Annotated in this window: 18 protein-coding genes; 14 read left to right on the top strand and 4 right to left on the bottom strand. The window is 66.0% G+C overall.

The annotated features are described in order from the left end of the window. Window positions 1–112: 112 nt before the first annotated feature. Window positions 113–514: a hypothetical protein gene (locus FM101_RS05525; RefSeq protein ID WP_086996634.1), complete on the bottom strand. Its 402-nt coding sequence runs from the start codon at window positions 512–514 to the stop codon at window positions 113–115. Window positions 515–554: 40 nt separating this feature from the next. Further along, window positions 555–1,361: an SGNH/GDSL hydrolase family protein gene (locus tag FM101_RS05520; protein ID WP_179204247.1), complete on the bottom strand. Its 807-nt coding sequence runs from the start codon at window positions 1,359–1,361 to the stop codon at window positions 555–557. Between the two features lie 80 nt (window positions 1,362–1,441). Between FM101_RS05520 and FM101_RS05515 the strand changes: the two genes are divergently transcribed. From FM101_RS05515 to FM101_RS05475, 9 genes are all read left to right on the top strand, one after another. After that, complete coding sequence (locus FM101_RS05515; protein ID WP_086996629.1) at window positions 1,442–2,092, top strand: MerR family transcriptional regulator; 651 nt, start codon at window positions 1,442–1,444, stop codon at window positions 2,090–2,092. 68 nt (window positions 2,093–2,160) lie between these two features. Continuing rightward, entirely contained in the window at window positions 2,161–3,108 is a 948-nt protein-coding gene (locus FM101_RS05510) for an ABC transporter ATP-binding protein (protein ID WP_086996627.1), read from the top strand. A gap of 38 nt (window positions 3,109–3,146) precedes the next feature. Further along, window positions 3,147–3,899 carry an ABC transporter permease gene (locus FM101_RS05505; RefSeq protein WP_086996624.1) on the top strand — a complete coding sequence of 251 codons (753 nt, stop codon included), beginning with the start codon at window positions 3,147–3,149 and terminating at the stop codon, window positions 3,897–3,899. 11 nt (window positions 3,900–3,910) lie between these two features. Further along, complete coding sequence (locus FM101_RS05500; protein ID WP_179204246.1) at window positions 3,911–5,044, top strand: sensor histidine kinase; 1,134 nt, start codon at window positions 3,911–3,913, stop codon at window positions 5,042–5,044. Next, entirely contained in the window at window positions 5,038–5,649 is a 612-nt protein-coding gene (locus FM101_RS05495; protein ID WP_086996790.1) for a response regulator transcription factor, read from the top strand. The genes FM101_RS05500 and FM101_RS05495 overlap by 7 nt, the downstream gene beginning before the upstream one ends. 130 nt (window positions 5,650–5,779) lie before the next feature. After that, window positions 5,780–6,820, top strand: coding sequence for an iron-siderophore ABC transporter substrate-binding protein (locus FM101_RS05490; protein WP_086996618.1), 1,041 nt, complete (start codon window positions 5,780–5,782; stop codon window positions 6,818–6,820). Window positions 6,821–6,896: 76 nt separating this feature from the next. Further along, a complete protein-coding gene (locus tag FM101_RS05485) occupies window positions 6,897–7,877 on the top strand; it encodes a FecCD family ABC transporter permease (RefSeq protein WP_245806628.1) in 981 nt (326 codons plus the stop codon). Next, a complete protein-coding gene (locus FM101_RS05480; RefSeq protein WP_245806627.1) occupies window positions 7,874–9,019 on the top strand; it encodes a FecCD family ABC transporter permease in 1,146 nt (381 codons plus the stop codon). Before FM101_RS05485 ends, FM101_RS05480 begins: the two co-directional genes overlap by 4 nt. Beyond that, entirely contained in the window at window positions 9,016–9,843 is an 828-nt protein-coding gene (locus FM101_RS05475) for an ABC transporter ATP-binding protein (protein ID WP_086996612.1), read from the top strand. The genes FM101_RS05480 and FM101_RS05475 overlap by 4 nt, the downstream gene beginning before the upstream one ends. A gap of 3 nt (window positions 9,844–9,846) precedes the next feature. On the opposite strand, the gene purB is transcribed toward FM101_RS05475, so the two are convergent. Beyond that, window positions 9,847–11,256, bottom strand: a complete 1,410-nt coding sequence (gene purB / locus FM101_RS05470) for an adenylosuccinate lyase (protein WP_086996785.1) — start codon at window positions 11,254–11,256, stop codon at window positions 9,847–9,849. Window positions 11,257–11,453: 197 nt separating this feature from the next. Between purB and FM101_RS05465 the strand changes: the two genes are divergently transcribed. Next, window positions 11,454–11,672, top strand: coding sequence for a hypothetical protein (locus tag FM101_RS05465; RefSeq protein WP_143269226.1), 219 nt, complete (start codon window positions 11,454–11,456; stop codon window positions 11,670–11,672). Beyond that, window positions 11,669–13,132 (top strand): hypothetical protein, encoded by a 1,464-nt coding sequence (locus FM101_RS05460; RefSeq protein WP_086996606.1) that lies wholly within the window; start codon window positions 11,669–11,671, stop codon window positions 13,130–13,132. The genes FM101_RS05465 and FM101_RS05460 overlap by 4 nt, the downstream gene beginning before the upstream one ends. Window positions 13,133–13,147: 15 nt before the next feature. On the opposite strand, the gene FM101_RS05455 is transcribed toward FM101_RS05460, so the two are convergent. After that, entirely contained in the window at window positions 13,148–13,558 is a 411-nt protein-coding gene (locus tag FM101_RS05455) for a phage holin family protein (RefSeq protein ID WP_086996605.1), read from the bottom strand. A gap of 114 nt (window positions 13,559–13,672) precedes the next feature. Between FM101_RS05455 and FM101_RS05450 the strand changes: the two genes are divergently transcribed. From FM101_RS05450 to FM101_RS05440, 3 genes are all read left to right on the top strand, one after another. Beyond that, window positions 13,673–14,794, top strand: a complete 1,122-nt coding sequence (locus FM101_RS05450) for a histidinol-phosphate transaminase (RefSeq protein ID WP_086996601.1) — start codon at window positions 13,673–13,675, stop codon at window positions 14,792–14,794. A gap of 122 nt (window positions 14,795–14,916) precedes the next feature. Further along, window positions 14,917–16,080 carry a pyruvate dehydrogenase (acetyl-transferring) E1 component subunit alpha gene (pdhA, locus tag FM101_RS05445; RefSeq protein WP_245806626.1) on the top strand — a complete coding sequence of 388 codons (1,164 nt, stop codon included), beginning with the start codon at window positions 14,917–14,919 and terminating at the stop codon, window positions 16,078–16,080. Then, entirely contained in the window at window positions 16,077–17,051 is a 975-nt protein-coding gene (locus FM101_RS05440) for an alpha-ketoacid dehydrogenase subunit beta (RefSeq protein ID WP_086996598.1), read from the top strand. The genes pdhA and FM101_RS05440 overlap by 4 nt, the downstream gene beginning before the upstream one ends. Window positions 17,052–17,066 lie beyond the last annotated feature (15 nt).

The following is a 17,066-nucleotide window of genomic DNA, read 5'->3' as shown; positions in this document are numbered from 1 at the left end:
CCGTCGTCGTCAGCTGTGGCGATGCGGGCACCACTGAGGGCCGCCGTCGTCCGTCCAGGTTCCACACTATGCCGTGGCTCTTTCGGCACCAACGCGGTGGCCGAAATGCCCATCAGTCGGCGGCGATCAGCCCGATCCCACCGAGGACGAGGCTAATCGTCAGCAGGATGAATCCCGCCCACAGCAGGGCGATGAAGCCGTTGGGCTTCTGCGGATCCCGCCCGATGGCCGAGAGGAAGAACCCCGCCGGGACCAGGATGGCGGAGAACAGCACCCCGTCGGCCGCGAAACTGAAGGGGGAGGCCACCCCAGCGGCATCCACCAGCAGAAGGACGACCAGGCCGAGGATGACCAGGACCCCGGCGTGGGCGTGGCCTGCCCTGAAGAACGACTTCTGCAATTCGTTGGCGGGTTCCTTGCCGGTGAGCACCCGCAGCACGAAGGTGCCTCCGTAGGCGATGGTGACGACCGCGAGCAGCACGATGCCGGCGGTGAGGGAATGTCCTGTTTGCATGATCTGATCCTTGGTTTCGGTTTCGGTTTCGGTTTCGGTTTCAGGGCCGGTGGCCCCGCGAGGGGAGTTCGGTGGTGAAGGCCGCGGCCCAGATGGCGTAGCCCCGGTCATTGAGGTGCGGGGGTAGCCAGGAGAAGATGTCGGAGCGACGAGCGCTAAGGAAGGAGCCGGCGAAGTCGGCCCGCGGGAGGCCCGCGTCGTGGGTGGCGCGCTCCAGTACCTCCTGATAGGCCCGCCGTCCCGGTTCGAGGGGCAGGTCGGAGACGATGGTGCGCTCCGGGTCCAAAACCGCGAGCAGTCGCCGCAGATCGCTTGCGTAGTTTTCCGGGCCGGTGCGTTGCTCGAGGTCGTTGGAGCTGGCGACGATGACGACGTCGGCCCGGGCCAGATCACCGCCGGTAGCTGCGCCTGCGTCGGTGGCCGGGGGAATCTGTTCGGCAAGGATGCGGGAGATCGTGGCCCCACCGCCGGCGTGGTTGTGCACGATGACCCGCCTGCCGGAGAGGAAGGCCATTTTTCGGGACACGCGGCCCGCCAGCGTCGTCTCTGCCGACGTGGCGCCGACTCCTTGCATGGCGGAGTCCCCGAAGGCGACCAGGAGCAGCTCGTCGTCCAGTGCCGGGCGCCGGAGTTCGGAGGCCCAGTGATCCTGGGTGGCTGCCGCGTTGCGCCAGTCCCGCAGTGCGCCGAACCCTGCGATGAGCATGGCCAGGGCCAGCGTCCAGACCAGCACCTTGCGGGTGCCCCTGCGACGGCGTAGATGGCGTGACAGGTGGTGACCGTTGTGAAACCGACCGGACCGACCCAGGGTGGTTGCGGTGGTCCACATCATCTCTGCAAGGCCCATGATGATCATCTTTTCTGGCTAGATAGTAACAGTATCTAATACTAGATACTGGTACTATCTAATAGTCAAGGGAGGGCAGGATGAAGATTTCGGAACTCGCGGCGCAGACGGGCGCCACCGTGTCGACGATCAAGTACTACCTGCGCGAGGGGTTGTTGGCCCCGGGCCTCTCACGGGGAGCCACCCAGGCGGACTACGACCCATCCCATGTGCACCGCATCCGCGTGATCAAGGCGCTCGCCGATGTCGCCGGACTCCCGCTCCAGAAGGTCCGTACGGTGCTGGGGCTGATCGATTCCCCCGGCGATGACACCTTCGAGGCACTGGGCGCCGCGGTTGCCACGCTTCCCCCCTACCTCCCGGAGGAGGACGACGACGTGGTCCCGGAGTATCCGCTGGCCCGGGCCACGCTTCAGGCAATGGGGCAGGTCTACGATCCCGGTTATGCCGCGGTCGCCCAACTCGAACGTGCCTTGGACGCCGCAGCCGGGGCGGGCATCCCGCTGGGCGCGGAACGATTGCAGGTCTACGCCGACTCGTTGATGGCCATCGCCGAATTCGACATCGACGCCATGCCCCGGGACTCCGCCGAGTCGGTGGAGCACGCCGTCCTGGGTACGGCGCTGTATGAGCCGGTCATTCTGGCTTTGCGTCGACTGGCCCACCAGGATGCCGCGACCCGCCGGCTGGGCGGCACCGCAGGATCGGCAGACGCAGTATCCGGGCCATGACAACGGTCATGGTCTAAAGGTGATCACTGCCAGAGGTGCCACTGACCGCCTGCGGGAAGACTGGGCTCATGGACACCACGACAGCAGCCCTCGAACTCCAGGACGTACGCAAGACCTTCTCCGTCGACGGAGGCCGACTCAACGCCGTTGACGGCATCAGCCTGCGTGTCGACCCGGGGGAGATCGTTGCCCTGCTCGGCCCCAACGGTGCGGGAAAGACCACGGCCATCGACATGGCCCTGGGACTGACCGATCCCACGTCCGGGTCGGTCGGCATCTTCGGCAGTAAACCCCACGAAGCGGTCCGTGCCGGACGGGTCTCCGCCCTGCTGCAAACCGGTGGCCTGCTTCGGGACCTCTCGGTCCACGAGACCGTGCTGGCCATTGCGTCCCTGTACGGAGCCAAGGGCCGGGTCCAAGAGGTCATGGAGGCCACCGACATCACGAGGCTGGCCAACCGCAAGGTGGTCAAATGCTCCGGTGGCGAGCAGCAGCGGCTCAAGTTCGCACTGGCCCTGCTGCCGGACCCCGATGTGCTGATCCTCGATGAGCCGACCGCCGGCATGGATGTCAACGCCCGCCGGGCCTTCTGGGCCACCATGCGCCAAGACGCCACCGCGGGGCGTACTGTCATCTTCGCCACCCACTACCTGGAGGAGGCCGAGAGCTTCGCCCAGCGCATCGTGCTGATGAACGCCGGGAAGATCATCGCCGACGGAACCACCGCCAACGTCAGGGCGCTGGCCTCCGGCCGCACCGTTGCGGCGACCCTGCAAGAACACGGAACCATCGCCTCGGCCGATCCACGGCTGGCCGAACTCCGGGCACTGGACGGGGTCACCGAGGTGATGGTGAACGGCCCACGCGTCACCATCACCGCCACGGACTCCGATGCCGTCGCCCGGCATCTATTGACCCGCGGTGGCGGAACCAACCTGGAAATCTCGGCCCCCAGCCTGGAGAACGCCTTCGTGCAGATGACGAACGATCCGGCCACCGAAACCGCCGACGCCTGAACGCCGCCCCCACACGCCCCCACGACAGAGGAACCGTCATGAATGCCACCTTTATCCGCATCGACCTGACCCGCCAGCTGCGCGACGTCATGAACCTGATGTTCGTCCTGATCCTGCCGGCCCTGATGTACGTGATCTTCGGGCTGTCCTTCGGCTACGGTGATCAGGCCTCCGGTCACGGCAACGTGAAGTTCTACATCATGGCCTCGATGGCCGCCTACGGCGCCTCGGTGGCAGCCACCGCCGTCACCGGCGTCGCCGCCGTCGAGCTGATGCAGGGGTGGGGTCGACAGATCGCTCTGACTCCGCTGCGGCCCGCAGGGTTCGTTGCCGGCAAGGCGGTGGTCGCTTTGGCCATCACGGCGCTGGCCATCGCCGTGGTCTTCGTGGTCGGTGCCCTCACCGGTGCCCGCGTCGATAGCGCGTGGATGTGGCCGGTCACTTTCGTCATCGCGTTGGTCGGCTCGGTCCTGTTCTCGCTCTTCGGGTACGCCATCGCGATGCTCTTCAAAAGCGACTCGGCCATGGGGGTCGCTTCCGGGGCCTTGGTGCTGGTGGCCTTCCTCGGGAACGTCTTCATTCCCTTGACCGGAACCCTGCTGCAGGTCGCACGCTTCACCCCGATGTACGGGTATGTGGGGCTGGTGCGGTGGCCGATCCTGGAGGGCGCGCAGGCCCAGTCGTCCGACGTCGACCCATTATGGGGGTTGATCGCTAATCTGGTGGCATGGCTTCTCATCTTCGGAACCGTCGCGGTACTGGCCGTTCGCCGCGGCCAGTCACGCCGCTAGGAGACGGGGAGATGACCATCCCCGAAACGCGGGCCGCAGCCCGCTCCTCGGCCGCGGCCACCGACGCGTCCTCTGCCCGGAGCGGTTGGGAACGCCACGGCTGGCTCCTCTCGGCCATCTGGCTGATTTTCCTGGGCTATACCGTCGCCGCAGTGATCCAAGCCGACCTCGGCCCCGGATTACTGACCCTGGCGCTACTGCTGATTGCCGTGTTCATCGGCGTCTACCTGACCGGTTTCATCCTGGGCAACCGGTTGGATCCGGAAGCGAAGTGGGTTCGTTGGACCCCGCTGGGCTTGGGTGCGCTGGTCGCCATCATGCTCGGAATGGGCGCCATCATCGGTCTGGACACGATCTACATGAGCCCGTTCCTGATCGCCTATGCCTGCTTCCTGCTGCCGAGGGCCGGGGCCTGGGTGGTGGGCATCGCCAGCATCGGGTTGACCCTCCTGTTGTCGGCGCTTGCCGGGGACGTGACTGCCTACCTGTACATCGTCGCCATCCAAGTGGGGATCTTCGTGCTGAACATGGTGACGTTCGCCTTCATCGAGGCCGGAACACGCAGTGACGAGATCCAGGCCGACCTCGCAGTGGTCTCCGAGCGCGAGCGCGTCGCCCGGGATGTGCACGACGTCCTGGGTCATACGCTCACCGTGGTGGCCGTGAAGGCGGAACTGGCCGAGCGGCTTATCACCGATGATCCAGAACGGAGCCGCGCGGAGATCGCCGAGATCCGTTCGCTCGTGCGTGGTGCCCTGACCGACGTCAGGACCACCGTCGGCGGTTTGCTGGGTATTGACTTGCCCCATCAGCTTGAAGCGCTGCGGATCACGCTCAACGGGGCAGGTATCGACGTCGAGATCGAAGGCGATCCCGCCGGGCAGGTCCCGCGGAAGTTCCACGGGCCGCTGGGCTGGCTGCTGCGGGAGGCGGGCACTAACGTCCTACGCCATGCACAAGCCACCCGTTGCCTGATCCGTTTCGCTCCCGGATCGGTGATCGTCGAGGACGACGGCGTCGGGTGGGGGGCCAGCACTGCCGGGAACGGGGTCTGTGGAATGAGCGAGCGCATGGCCGAAGTGGGAGTGGGTTTCCGCATCGGAGCGGCAGAGCTCGGCGGAGCCCGAGTGGAGGCCAGCTGGTGAGCATCAGGATCCTCGTCGCCGACGACCAAGCGCTGGTGCGCGGTGCCCTGGTGGCACTATTGGGGCTCGAAACCGACCTGGACGTCGTCGCCGAAGCCGATAACGGGTTGGCCGCCGTCGAACTGGCAGCGTCCCGGGAGGTCGACGTGTGCGTCCTGGATATCCAGATGCCGGTTCTGGACGGGATCGAAGCCGCCCGCCGGATCCACCAGGAGGTGCCCGGCTGCCGGACGTTGATGGTGACCACCTTCGGCAGGACCGGCTATCTCCGCGAAGCGCTGCAGGCAGGAGCCAGCGGATTCGTCGTCAAGGACACCCCGGCAGCCGAGCTGGCAGAGGCCATCCGCAAGGTCCATGCCGGGTTGCGGGTGGTGGACCCCCAGCTGGCGGCCACCTCGTTATCCGAGGGCCGGAACCCGCTGACCGAACGGGAACGCGAAACCCTCGCGCTGGCCCGCAACGGCAAGACCGTCGCGGCGATCTCGGAGGCTCTGCACCTCTCCGCGGGGACCGTGCGGAACCACCTGTCCGCAGCCATCGGCAAAACCGGGGCGGTCAACCGGATCGAGGCCGCCGGTATCGCCGCGGAGCGGGGCTGGCTCTAGGAACACCGACAGGTAATTAGGTGATGAACTCGTGACGTTGTACAGGGGATGTTAGGTTGGGGTAACCTAACTCTGTACATTTTTGGAGTCACGTCGGACCCCTGCGGGACCGCATCACCTAAGGATATTCATGCCCTTTTCACATTTGCGATCCCTCGGGGTGACCGTGGCCCTGACTGCCGCATCGGCCCTCATGCTGACGGGCTGCGCGGGAGGCGAGCCGGCCGCCGGAGACGCCCAGGAGGCTTCCTCCGGCGATTCCGCCGGCTTTCCCGTGACGATCGATAGCGCCCTGGGCGAAGCAAAGATCCCCGAGAAACCGGAGCGGGTCATCACCCTCGGCCAGGGTTCCACGGAAACCTCGATCGCCCTAGGCACCATCCCCGTCGGGATGGAGGAGTACGCCTGGGCTGCCGATGACACCGGCTACCTGCCGTGGATCCACGAGGCGGTGGAGAAGGATGGTGGGAAGCTGCCGGAACTCGTCGGGGCCGGGGAGAAGCTGGACATGGAAAAAATCGTCGATTTGGAACCGGACGTCATCCTGGCCCCTTGGTCGGGCCTGACTCAGGAACAGTTCGACACCCTCACCGCCATCGCCCCGACCGTCGCCTACCCGGATCAGGCCTGGAGCATCGACTGGGATGAGCAGATGGACATCGTCGGCCAGGCGCTCGGAGAGGAAACCGAGGCCCAGGACCTGGTCGCAGATCTGGAGCAGCAGCTCTCCGACGTCGCCGAGGAGCACCCCGGCTTTGCCGAGCACACCTTTTCCTATATCTACACCACCCCCGACACCTTGGGGGTCTTCAAACCCACCGAACAGCGCGCAGCCATGGTCAAGGCCCTGGGGCTGAAGGTCGATCCCGCCGTGGAAAAGATGAAGGAGACCGAAGGCACCGATTCGGCGGTCATCGGCTACGAAAATGCCGACCAGCTCAACGGCAGCGACCTGATCTTCACGTTCTACTCCGACGCGGCAGCCCGCAAGCAGGCCCTCTCGAATAAGCTCTACGCCCAGATCCCCGCCATCAAGAAGGGCGCGGTGGTCGCCAGCGATGACAACGCCTTCGTCACGGCCTCCTCGATGATCAACCCGCTGACGGTCCCGTACGCCGTGGACCGTTACCTCCCGATGATCGACGAGGCCATCGACCAGGCCGGGAAGTAACCCAGCCATCAGCACCCCCGGCACCACCACCAGCGGCACGCGGCAGGCCCGGACGCCCCGTCCGCGCCTGCCGCGGGTGGCACCCGTGTACCTGGGCTGCCTGCTGGTGTTGGCCGTCGTCGTTCTGGCGAGCCTGACCCTGGGTTCCAAGCCCACCACCCTGGCCCAGGTCTTCGACGCCCTCGGCGGTCACGCGGACCCTTATTTGGCTGCCGTATTCGACGCCCGCTACCAACGCACCCTGCTCGGTGTCGCCGTCGGCGCCGCCCTGGCCGTGGCCGGGACCCTGATGCAAAGCGCCACCGGCAACCCGCTAGCCGACCCCGGCCTGCTGGGCATCAATGCCGGTGCTGCGGCGGCCATGGTCACCTGCACGGCACTTTTCGGCCTGACCTTGGGATCCCCGGCGGCGGTCTGGGTGGCCCTGGTCGGGGCCGGGATGGCAGCGGTAGCCGTCTACGTCGTGGGCACCGCGGGATCCGGCAGCGCCAACCTGGTGCGACTGATTCTGGCCGGCGCCGTCGTCACCGCGGTGCTCACCGCCTACGTCCAGGGGATCGCGCTCAGTCTGCCCCAAACCTTCGACAACTACCGTTTCTGGGTCGTCGGCTCCCTGCACCACGGCGCCTCTGCCCAACTCTTCTCGGTCCTGCCGTTCTTGCTGCTGGGTCTCGTCATGGCGTTCGCCGTCGCCGGAGGAATGAACGCACTGGCCCTGGGCAACGATGCCGCTACGGGGCTCGGCGTGCATACTGGGCTTATCCGTGCCGGTGGGCTCGGAGCGGCGACCCTGATGAGTGCCGCCGCCACCGCCGCCGTCGGGCCAATCGCCTTCATCGGATTGGCCGTACCGCATATCGTCCGGGCCCTGGTCGGACTGGATATGCGCCGTCAACTCATCGGATCCCTTCTGGTCGGGCCCGTGGTCCTGCTCGCCGCCGACGTCATCGGCAGGGTGTTGCTGCGCCCGCAGGAACTCATGGTGGGTGTGGTCACCGCGTTCGTGGGGGCCCCGGTCCTGCTGCTGGTGGTCAGGAAACTCGGGGACCGCTCATGAGTGATCTGAGCACGCGTCCGGCACGTCCGGGGCACGACGGTGGGGCGGAACCGGCGTCTCCGATGCGCGATGCAGCCGCATCGGCGCAGGTGTCGGCGGCGTCCCGGATCGTCGGACCGGTCCTGCGCCTGGGCACCGGCATCGCCCTGCCACTTTCACGACGGTCCCTGGCCGTCGGTTTCCTGCTGGTGGTTGCTGTGCTGGTGGGGGGATGTGCGACCCTGACGATGGGCGGGCTCGGGATCGAACCGTCCAGACTTTTCGTGGCCCTCTTCGGCGGGGCCGAGGACGGTAAGCAGGCCTTCGTGCTCGGGACACTACGCGGCCCGCGTTTGGTCGTGGCCGTCGGCGCGGGGGCGGCCCTGGGCCTCTCGGGTGCCCTGTTCCAGTCGGTGACCCGCAACCCGTTGGGCAGCCCCGACGTCATCGGTGTCAGCGCCGGAGCCGGTGCGGGTGCCGCCCTCTTTGGTCTGCTGCTGCCCGGGGCTGCCTCGATTCCCCTGGGGTCGGTGCTTGGTGCTGCTGCCGCGGTCGGGCTCGTCGCCCTCGGCACCGGAACCGGGTTCGGGAATCCGCTGCGCATGATCCTGGCTGGCATCGGTGTCTCGGCGATGGCCGCAGCCTTCACCCACTATGTCGTCTACCTGGTGGCCCGTGATCAGGCGACCATGCTGTCGGCTTACCTGAACGGAAGCCTCGAAGCGCGTTCGTGGGAGCATGCAGCGATCATCGGAACCGTGCTGGCCGTCTGTGCGATCCCGCTGGCCCTCCTGAGCGTCCCGCTGGCCTTGAGCGAAATGGGGGACGACGTCGCCCAAGGTCTCGGCTCCCCGGCGGTGAGCACCCGCCGTCGTGCCGTCCTGCTCAGCGTCATCCTCGCCGGCGGGGCGGTCGCCGTCGCGGGGCCGATCGCCTTCATCGCCCTGACCGCCCCGCATATCGCCCGGCGCCTGGCAGCCAGCGGCCGACCCCAATTGCTGCTCTCCGGGCTGACCGGTGCCGTGCTCCTGGTGGCCGCCGACCTCGTCGCCCAACAAGCCCCCTGGGCGAAGGCCCTGCCGGTCGGGATCCTCACCTTGGCCATCGGCGGGGTCTACCTGGGCCTTCTGCTCGTCCACGAATTCAGAAAGGGGCAGGCATGAGCCGCCCAACCCCCGAAACCCCGACCCGTGATCCCGTCCTGCGGGCAGAGGCCCTCCGCCTGGGCTACGGGAACCGCACCATCGTGGAGAACCTCGACCTGGACATCCACGCAGGGGACTTCAAGGTCATCGTGGGCCCGAACGGTTGCGGAAAGTCCACGCTGCTCAAGGCCTTCGCCCGGGTCAACCGGCCCGCCGCCGGAAAGATCACCCTGGACGGGGAACCGGTGGCTCGCCTGCGCGGGCGGACCATGGCCCGCCGGGTGTCGTTGCTGCCCCAGGGGGCGGTGGCCCCGGAGGGGATCACCGTCGGGGAGCTCGTGGCCCGCGGCCGGCACCCCCATCACACGCTGCTGCGCCAATGGTCCCCGGCCGACGACGTGGCCATCGCCGGGGCCCTGGAACGCACCCGGCTCCTCGGGTCTGAAAAAACGCCCGTGGCCTCCCTTTCCGGCGGTCAACGCCAGCGTGCATGGTTGGCCATGGTGCTGGCCCAGGACACGGACATCATCCTGCTCGACGAGCCGACGACGTTTTTGGACATCGCCCACCAATACGATTTGCTGGAGCTGTTTGCCGAGCTCAATCGGGAGGGCCGGACGATCGTGGCCGTGCTGCACGACCTGAACCAGGCGGCACGTTTCGCCTCGGACCTGATGGTGATGAAGGACGGGGCGATTCGGGCGCAGGGATCCCCACGGTCCATCCTGACCTCGGAGCTGGTGCACGGGATCTTCGGCCTGCGCGCCGAGATCATGGACGACCCGCAGTCGGGCACCCCACTGGTGGTCCCCCACCTCCGTGCCGGCGTGGGGGACCCTTAAGAACTACCGATCCAGGTGGTCCACCAGTTCGGCGGCAATCCCGTTATAGGTGCCCGGGGTCAGCTCCTTCAGGCGATCCGCAGCTAGTTCGCTCAAACCCAGACCCGACACGAATTCCTTCATCCGGGTCGCGTCCACCCGGTGTCCACGGGTGAGCTCCTTGAGTCGTTCGTACGGGTTTTCCATCCCGGGTACCCCGGCGATGGCCTCGGCACGCATGACCATCTGGATTGCTTCGCCCAGGACCTCCCAGTTGTGTTCCAGATCGTCCGTCAGGACCTCCTCGGCCACGTCGAGGCGTTCCAGGCCCTTGGCCACATTGGAGATGGACAGCAACGAGTGGCCGAAAGCGGTGCCGATATTGCGCTGCGAGGAAGAGTCGGTGAGGTCGCGCTGCCACCGGCTGGTCACCAGGGTCGAGCCCAGGGTGTCCAGCAGGCCGTTGGAGATCTCCAAATTGGCTTCGGCGTTCTCGAAGCGGATCGGGTTGACCTTATGCGGCATCGTCGAGGAGCCGGTGGCCCCGGCCACAGGGACCTGGGCGAAGTAGCCGATGGAGATGTAGCTCCACACGTCGGTGCAGAAGTTGTGCAGAATCCGGTTGTAACGGGCGACGTCGGCGTAGAGCTCGGCCTGCCAGTCGTGGGATTCAATCTGGGTGGTCAGCGGGTTCCAGTCCAAGTCGAGGCCCTCGACGAACGTGCGGGAGATGTCCTGCCAGTCGGTGTCGGGGACCGAGGCGTAGTGCGCGGCGTAGGTGCCGGTGGCGCCGTTGATCTTGCCCAGATATTCGGTGCGTTCGATCCGGTCCAGTTGACGGGTCAGCCGCCAGGCCGTGACAGCGAGTTCCTTGCCCAGCGTCGTCGGGGTGGCCGGCTGCCCGTGGGTGCGCGAAAGCATCGGCACGGCGCGCGTTGTCTCGGCCATGGCACTGATCTGCTCCACCAGGGCCCGGGCCGCGGGGAGCCAGACCTTCGTGACGGCATCCTTCACCCCGACCGCGTAGGAGAGGTTGTTGATGTCCTCGCTGGTGCAACCGAAGTGGACCAGCGGGGTCAGTTCCTCGATGCCGATCCCCGGCAGGCGGCGGTTGATGTAGTACTCCACGGCCTTGACGTCGTGGACGGTGATGGCCTCGATCTCGGCGAGTTCGGAGACCGAGTCGATGTTGAAATCGGTGACAATCCGCCGCAAGGCAGCGATGTGATCGGAGCTCAGCGGTGACGTGCCCGGAAGTGCGGACCGCGAGGTGAGGTGGATCAGCCATTCGACCTCGACGTGGACCCGGTTTCGGTTCAGGGCCGCCTCGGAAAGGTGGTCGACCAAGGGGGCCACTGCCGGACGGTACCGGCCGTCGAGGGCACCGAGGGCCAGCGGTTCGGATGCAAGGGATGTGCGCGCGGATTCAGCCATGGTGCCCATTGTTTCATGAGCTGCGCCTCAGCGAGCACTGCAGGCTCCCCCGGTGCGGGGTGGGTGCCCGATATCCACAACGACGACGACGGGGCCTGTGTTCTGCTGAGGGTTCTCCTAGCGTTGGGGCTATCCGCAATGGAGCGGAGGTCCCATCGGGGCCCGAAGGCGGAGGGGGACTGGTGAACCGTGAGGTGATGGAAGCCAGGACACGTCTTGCCCTGGGGGAGGCTTCCGAAGCCAGGGGCCAACTGTTGGCCGCCCTGAACGTGGACTGGAGGTCTCCGGCGGGGATGGCGTATCGCCGCAGGCTTGAGGCGTGCCTGAGTCACCTCGACGCACTACCGCGCGACCTCGAAAGGGCCCTGGTCGTCTTCGAGGGCGAACGGATGTCGGCGCTGGAGGACGCCTTATGAGTCATGTCAGCTCGGGAGGGTCACCGAGCGTCGACTTCCAGCTCGATGAATTCGAACGTGCCGCAGCACTGCTGTCCCGCGCGGGTGAACGGTTGATCGCTGTCAGGATGCTGATCACCACCGCGCTGGCAGACGCCGGTCCGTCGATCACCGCAACGGGGCGGGTGGTCCCCTCCGCGGCCGAGGGGCATCTGCGTTCCGGGAACCAGCTGGCGATCGAGGTGGGGGACACCTTGGCAGAGTGCCGATCCGGCCTCGAAGCCAGCCGGGCAACCTATGAGCAAGCCGAGCGTCGGGCTGCCCTGCAGGCCTATCAGCGACGGTCCGCCGTCCTGCCGGCCACTGTGCAGAACCGGTTCGTCTCCAACCATGGTCATCCCGACGCCCAGGCCACCGAGGACCTGATCAATGTGGCCCCCGGCTACGGACTCTCCTGGTTATTGCTGGGCGGTTACCCCTCCTCGAATCCCGCGGTGGCGGCCGCATCCTCGATGGCCGCCCGCCTGCTGGGGGACCGGAATCATGGGGGTCCCTTTGGCAGCAGTGTGGCGGACCGGGCGGCCACCGGGCTCTCCGGCCTCGCCGCCCTGCGATCGATCTTCAACGTACGGCCGATTCACGTCGGAGCCGTCTCAACGACGGAACCGGAGACCTTCGGCGGTACTTTGCCAGACCTGATGGAACTCCAACGGCGGGCGGAGGCCCAGGTATCGGGTGAGGGGGCGGTCCTGGTCACCACGACGCAGACGGTACGCGGGCCCGTTCATGTCCTGACGATCCCGGGAACCCAGCCGGCGCGGGAGGGAAGGTATTGGGCCTCGAGGAACCCCTTTGACGAATCAGGCATCGTCGAGGGGACCGGGATGGGCAGTAGCTATGTGGCCCAAGTGGCGACCGAGGCGCTGGAATCGGCAGGGGCGCACCCGGGGGAACGGCTGGTCATCACCGGATACAGCCAAGGAGGAATCCATGCGGCGAACCTGGCCGTCGATGAGAACCTTTCCACCCGGTACGACGTCGAATACGTCGTCACCACTGGCTCTCCCGTCGGCAGCACGGCCCTGCCTGACGCCACCCGCGGCCTGCATCTGGAGCATGTCGATGACATGGTGCCTGGCCTGGATGGCAGGCCGAACCCCGAGACCAGCAACCAGGTCACCGTGCACTTCGACGGCTATGCCCCGGATACCGACCTGGAGGCCGGCGGGTTCGGGGCAGCCCACCAATTAGGCAACTACACGCAGCTTTCCGACGAACTGGCCGCCAGCGATGACCCGGGCGTCGTGGAAGCCCGTACTACTTTAGGGGCAGTGTTCGCCGGCGCCGGCACGGCCACCGTGACCACCGTCAAACTCCGGCGCGAGCCGTCCACCGGGCCACGCAAGGCTCGGATCAAACCGGTGCGACGCTCGCCTCGGCGCCCCGGGCGTCGGGCATTGGACAGCACCGCGCCGCATTAGGTGCGGCGTGGGTTCCTAGCGTTCGTGGCGGTCCGGGACGACCCAACCAATCAGCGCCGAGACGATGCTGATGATGATCGCCCCCAGAACCGCATCCCAGAAGAACGAGTCCACATGCAGGCCGATGGGGGTGTAGCTGCTCAACCAAGACGTGAGCAGCAGCATGGCCGCGTTGATGACGATCGCGAACAATCCCAAGGTCAAACAGGTGATGGGTATCGAGAGGAAGCTGATGATCGGTCGGACCACCGCGTTGACGATCCCGAAGATCAACCCGATGAACAGGTAGGCCACTACGGTGCCCAAACTGTCATTTCCCGTGGCCTGGGCGGCGGCCGAGGAGCCGACGGAGATCCCCGGAAGCAACCAGGCGGCGGCAGCGAGGGCCAAGGCATTGACGATGACTCTGACGATGAAGCGCAGCATCCTGCCATCCTTCCACACCCCCACACGCAGGGCCCGTGTTGTGGACTCGATGGATCGGCGAGCCATGCCGGGTGCAGGCGACGGGGAACGCCAAGGCGACGCTAGGGTAGAGACATGAGCAATAAGAACCCCGCCACCCCCGTCAAGGTGCAACCGCGTCCGGTGCTGGACCTGCTTCCGAAGTATGCCGCGGGCAAGCCTCCGACCGCGGTTGCCGGTCTGACCTCCTACAAAATGTCCTCCAACGAGAACCCGCTGCCTCCCGTGCCGGCAGTCATGGACGCCATCCGCGAGGGGGTGGACTACAACAGGTACCCTGACCCGCTGGCAACGAAGCTGCGTGAGTCCCTCGCCGGATACCTCGACGTTCCCGCCGAGGACATCGTCACCGGCGCCGGGAGCCTCGGTGCCCTGACCCAGATCCTGCAGACCTTTGCCGGCCAGAATGACGATGACGTCGCCGACGAGGTCATCTATGCCTGGCGGTCCTTCGAGGCCTACCCGATCGTCGTGCAGACCACCGGTGCGGATGCCGTGGAGATCCCGAACCTACCCGACGGGCGGCATGACCTCGACGCCATGGCGGCCGCCGTGAACGCGCAGACCTCCGTCGTGTTGCTGTGCACCCCCAACAACCCCACAGGACCCGCCCTGACCACCGTCGAGGTGGAGAAGTTCATCAACTCGGTCCCGGCGAACGTGCTGATCGTCATCGACGAGGCCTATAACGAGTTTGTTCGTCTCGAGGATGCCGTCGACGGCATCAAGATGTTCCGGAAGTACCCGAACGTCGTGGTCCTGAGAACCTTCTCGAAGGCCCACTCGCTGGCCAACCTGCGCGTCGGCTACTCCATCTCGCATCCGTCCATCACGCAGTACCTGCGGGTCATTGCCACCCCGTTCGCCGTGTCCAGCCTGGCCGAAAAGGCTGCTGTCGCCTCGATCGAGAACATCGACCAAGTTGTCGAAAGGGTACAACACCTTGTCGACGAACGAACCCGCGTGGTGGAAGGATTGCGGGCCATCGGCTGGGAGGTCCCGGATGCTCAGGGCAACTTCATCTGGCTCAATTTCGGCGCCGATACCCCCGACTTTGCCCGGATCGCCGATGAACAGGCGCTATCCGTTCGTGCCTTCGGCAACGAGGGGCTCAGGGTCAGCATCGGCGAGGAGGAAGCCAACACGCGGTTCCTCGAGGTTTGTAGCAACTATCCAAAACGACCCGCAGTTTCCTAGCCGGTAGCCAGTTCCGGCCCCGGGGCCGCAGCCCAGTAGGCTGGAGGGGTATTTCCGTTATATGCCTCCTGCGGAACCTATGCCGCAGGAGGCATATTTCTAAGTGAAGGGTACCCACGCGCATGACCTCAACCGCCCAGGCGGCCACGGCAACGGATATGGTCCAGTTGCTGACGCCGGATGGAGAACTCGTCACCGATAGCGAGTATTCGCCCTATCTGACGGAGGTGGATGCCGATCAGCTCCGTGACTTCTACCGAGATATGGTGCTCACCCGTCGATTCGACGAAGAGGCCACCGCCTTGCAGCGGCAGGGTCAGCTGGCTCTCTGGGTGCCACTGCGCGGCCAGGAAGCGGCGCAGATCGGTTCCGGCAGGGCCACCGAGGCGCGCGACTACATCTTTCCGACGTACCGGGAACACGGTGTGGCGCTGACGCGGGATGTCGATTTCCCGCAAATGCTGCGCGTCTTCCGGGGCATCTCCAACGGTGGATGGGATCCACGGGAGAACAACTTCCACATGTACACCATGGTTTTGGCAGCGCAGATCCCGCATGCCGTGGGATATGCGATGGGTATCCAGCGTGACCAGACCGACTGGGACGAGGAACGGCTGGCCAAAGAGGGGACCGCCGTCGTCGCCTACTTCGGTGACGGCTCCTCTTCCGAGGGAGATACCCACGAATCGATGGTCTTCGCCGCGAGCAACCAGTCCCCGGTCGTGTTCTTCTGCCAGAACAACCAGTGGGCCATCTCGGTGCCCTTCGAGGTCCAGTCCAGGGTGCCGTTGGCCGACCGTGCCGCCGGTTATGGGTTCCCGGGCATTCGCGTCGACGGCAACGATATCCTGGCCGTCTATGCCGTCACCCGGTGGGCGCTCGAGCACGCCCGTGGTGGCGCCGGACCCGTACTGATCGAAGCGCAGACTTATCGGCGCAGCGCCCACACCACGGCGGATGACCCGACGAAATACAGAACGACCGAGGAAGAAGAGTCCTGGGACCGGAAGGACCCGCTCACGCGACTGGAGAAGTACCTGCGCGCCGCCGAACTCGTCGACGATGACTTCTTCACCCAACTGTCCGCCGACGGAGATGAGATGGCTGCCCGGGTCCGGCGTGAGGCCATGGCCTTCCCGGATCCGACGCTGGCGCAGTCCTTCGCCAACGTTTATGCGGAGGCGCACCCGCTGATCCGCGAGGAACTGGAATTCCATCGTCGCTACGAGGCAGGGTTCAGCGATGCTGAACCGAGCGAAACCCCTGAGATGGGAGGTGACCGGTGACCAGGATGACCATGGCCAAGGCCCTTTCCTCCGGTCTGCGACGCGTCCTTCAGGAGCATCCGAAATCACTACTGATCGGTGAAGACATCGGTCGACTCGGCGGCGTATACCGGGTCACCGAAGGCCTCATGGCTGACTTCGGGACCGACCGCGTGGTCGACTCGCCGCTGGCCGAATCCGGCATCATCGGTACCTCGATCGGCATGAGCCTGCGTGGCTATCAGCCGATCGCCGAGATCCAATTCGACGGCTTCGTCTTCCCTGGCTTCAACCAGATCACCACCCAGCTGGCGAAGATGCGGGCCAGGTCGGAAGGCCGCTTCGGAGCCCCCGTGGTGGTGCGCATCCCCTACGGTGGTGGCATCGGCTCCATCGAACACCATTCGGAATCGCCCGAAGCCCTCTTTGCTCATACGGCGGGCCTGCGCATCATCACCCCGTCGAACCCCAATGACGCCTACTGGATGATCCAACAGGCGGCCGCCTGCCAGGACCCGGTGATCTTCTTCGAACCCAAGCGCCGTTACTGGCTCAAGGGCGACGTCGACACGGAGAACCCGGCCCAGGATGCCTTCAGCGCCCAGGTGATCCGTGAGGGCTCCGACGCCACGATCGTCACCTACGGACCCCTGGTTCCGGTGGCCCTGGCCGCGGCCGAAGCCGCAACGGAAGACGGGCGCAGCATCGAGGTCATCGACCTGCGCTCGATCAGCCCGATCGACTTCGACACCATCACCGATTCCGTCCGCAAGACCGGCCGACTGATCGTCACCCATGAGGCCCCGATCTTCGGCGGCATCGGCGGCGAGATCGCCGCCCGCGTCTCCGAGCGGGCCTTCCTCTCCCTTGAGGCGCCGGTGATCAGGGTGGGAGGATTCCACATGCCCTACCCTGTGGCCAAGGTCGAGGACCAATACCTACCGGATATCGACAAGCTGCTCGATGCCGTGGATCGTTCGTTCGAGTACTAGATGCCCGGCACACCG

It is taken from the genome of Arthrobacter rhombi, from assembly GCF_900163545.1.
Lineage (GTDB): Bacteria > Actinomycetota > Actinomycetes > Actinomycetales > Micrococcaceae > Arthrobacter_H > Arthrobacter_H rhombi_A.
The sequence above is the reverse complement of the archived record's forward strand: the minus strand, read 5'-3'. Positions and strand labels throughout refer to the sequence as shown.

What these genes read in the sequence shown, in the direction of transcription:
- FM101_RS05475 (WP_086996612.1), top strand. Translation starts at nt 9,016, where the DNA reads ATGAGCCGCCCAACCCCCGAAACCCCGACCCGTGATCCCGTCCTGCGG.
- FM101_RS05510 (WP_086996627.1), top strand. Translation starts at nt 2,161, where the DNA reads ATGGACACCACGACAGCAGCCCTCGAACTCCAGGACGTACGCAAGACC.
- purB (WP_086996785.1), bottom strand. Translation starts at nt 11,256, where the DNA reads ATGGCTGAATCCGCGCGCACATCCCTTGCATCCGAACCGCTGGCCCTC.
- FM101_RS05450 (WP_086996601.1), top strand. Translation starts at nt 13,673, where the DNA reads ATGAGCAATAAGAACCCCGCCACCCCCGTCAAGGTGCAACCGCGTCCG.
- FM101_RS05460 (WP_086996606.1), top strand. Translation starts at nt 11,669, where the DNA reads ATGAGTCATGTCAGCTCGGGAGGGTCACCGAGCGTCGACTTCCAGCTC.
- FM101_RS05455 (WP_086996605.1), bottom strand. Translation starts at nt 13,558, where the DNA reads ATGCTGCGCTTCATCGTCAGAGTCATCGTCAATGCCTTGGCCCTCGCT.
- FM101_RS05465 (WP_143269226.1), top strand. Translation starts at nt 11,454, where the DNA reads ATGGAAGCCAGGACACGTCTTGCCCTGGGGGAGGCTTCCGAAGCCAGG.
- FM101_RS05490 (WP_086996618.1), top strand. Translation starts at nt 5,780, where the DNA reads ATGCCCTTTTCACATTTGCGATCCCTCGGGGTGACCGTGGCCCTGACT.
- FM101_RS05515 (WP_086996629.1), top strand. Translation starts at nt 1,442, where the DNA reads ATGAAGATTTCGGAACTCGCGGCGCAGACGGGCGCCACCGTGTCGACG.
- pdhA (WP_245806626.1), top strand. Translation starts at nt 14,917, where the DNA reads ATGACCTCAACCGCCCAGGCGGCCACGGCAACGGATATGGTCCAGTTG.
- FM101_RS05520 (WP_179204247.1), bottom strand. Translation starts at nt 1,361, where the DNA reads ATGGGCCTTGCAGAGATGATGTGGACCACCGCAACCACCCTGGGTCGG.
- FM101_RS05500 (WP_179204246.1), top strand. Translation starts at nt 3,911, where the DNA reads ATGACCATCCCCGAAACGCGGGCCGCAGCCCGCTCCTCGGCCGCGGCC.
- FM101_RS05505 (WP_086996624.1), top strand. Translation starts at nt 3,147, where the DNA reads ATGAATGCCACCTTTATCCGCATCGACCTGACCCGCCAGCTGCGCGAC.
- FM101_RS05525 (WP_086996634.1), bottom strand. Translation starts at nt 514, where the DNA reads ATGCAAACAGGACATTCCCTCACCGCCGGCATCGTGCTGCTCGCGGTC.
- FM101_RS05480 (WP_245806627.1), top strand. Translation starts at nt 7,874, where the DNA reads ATGAGTGATCTGAGCACGCGTCCGGCACGTCCGGGGCACGACGGTGGG.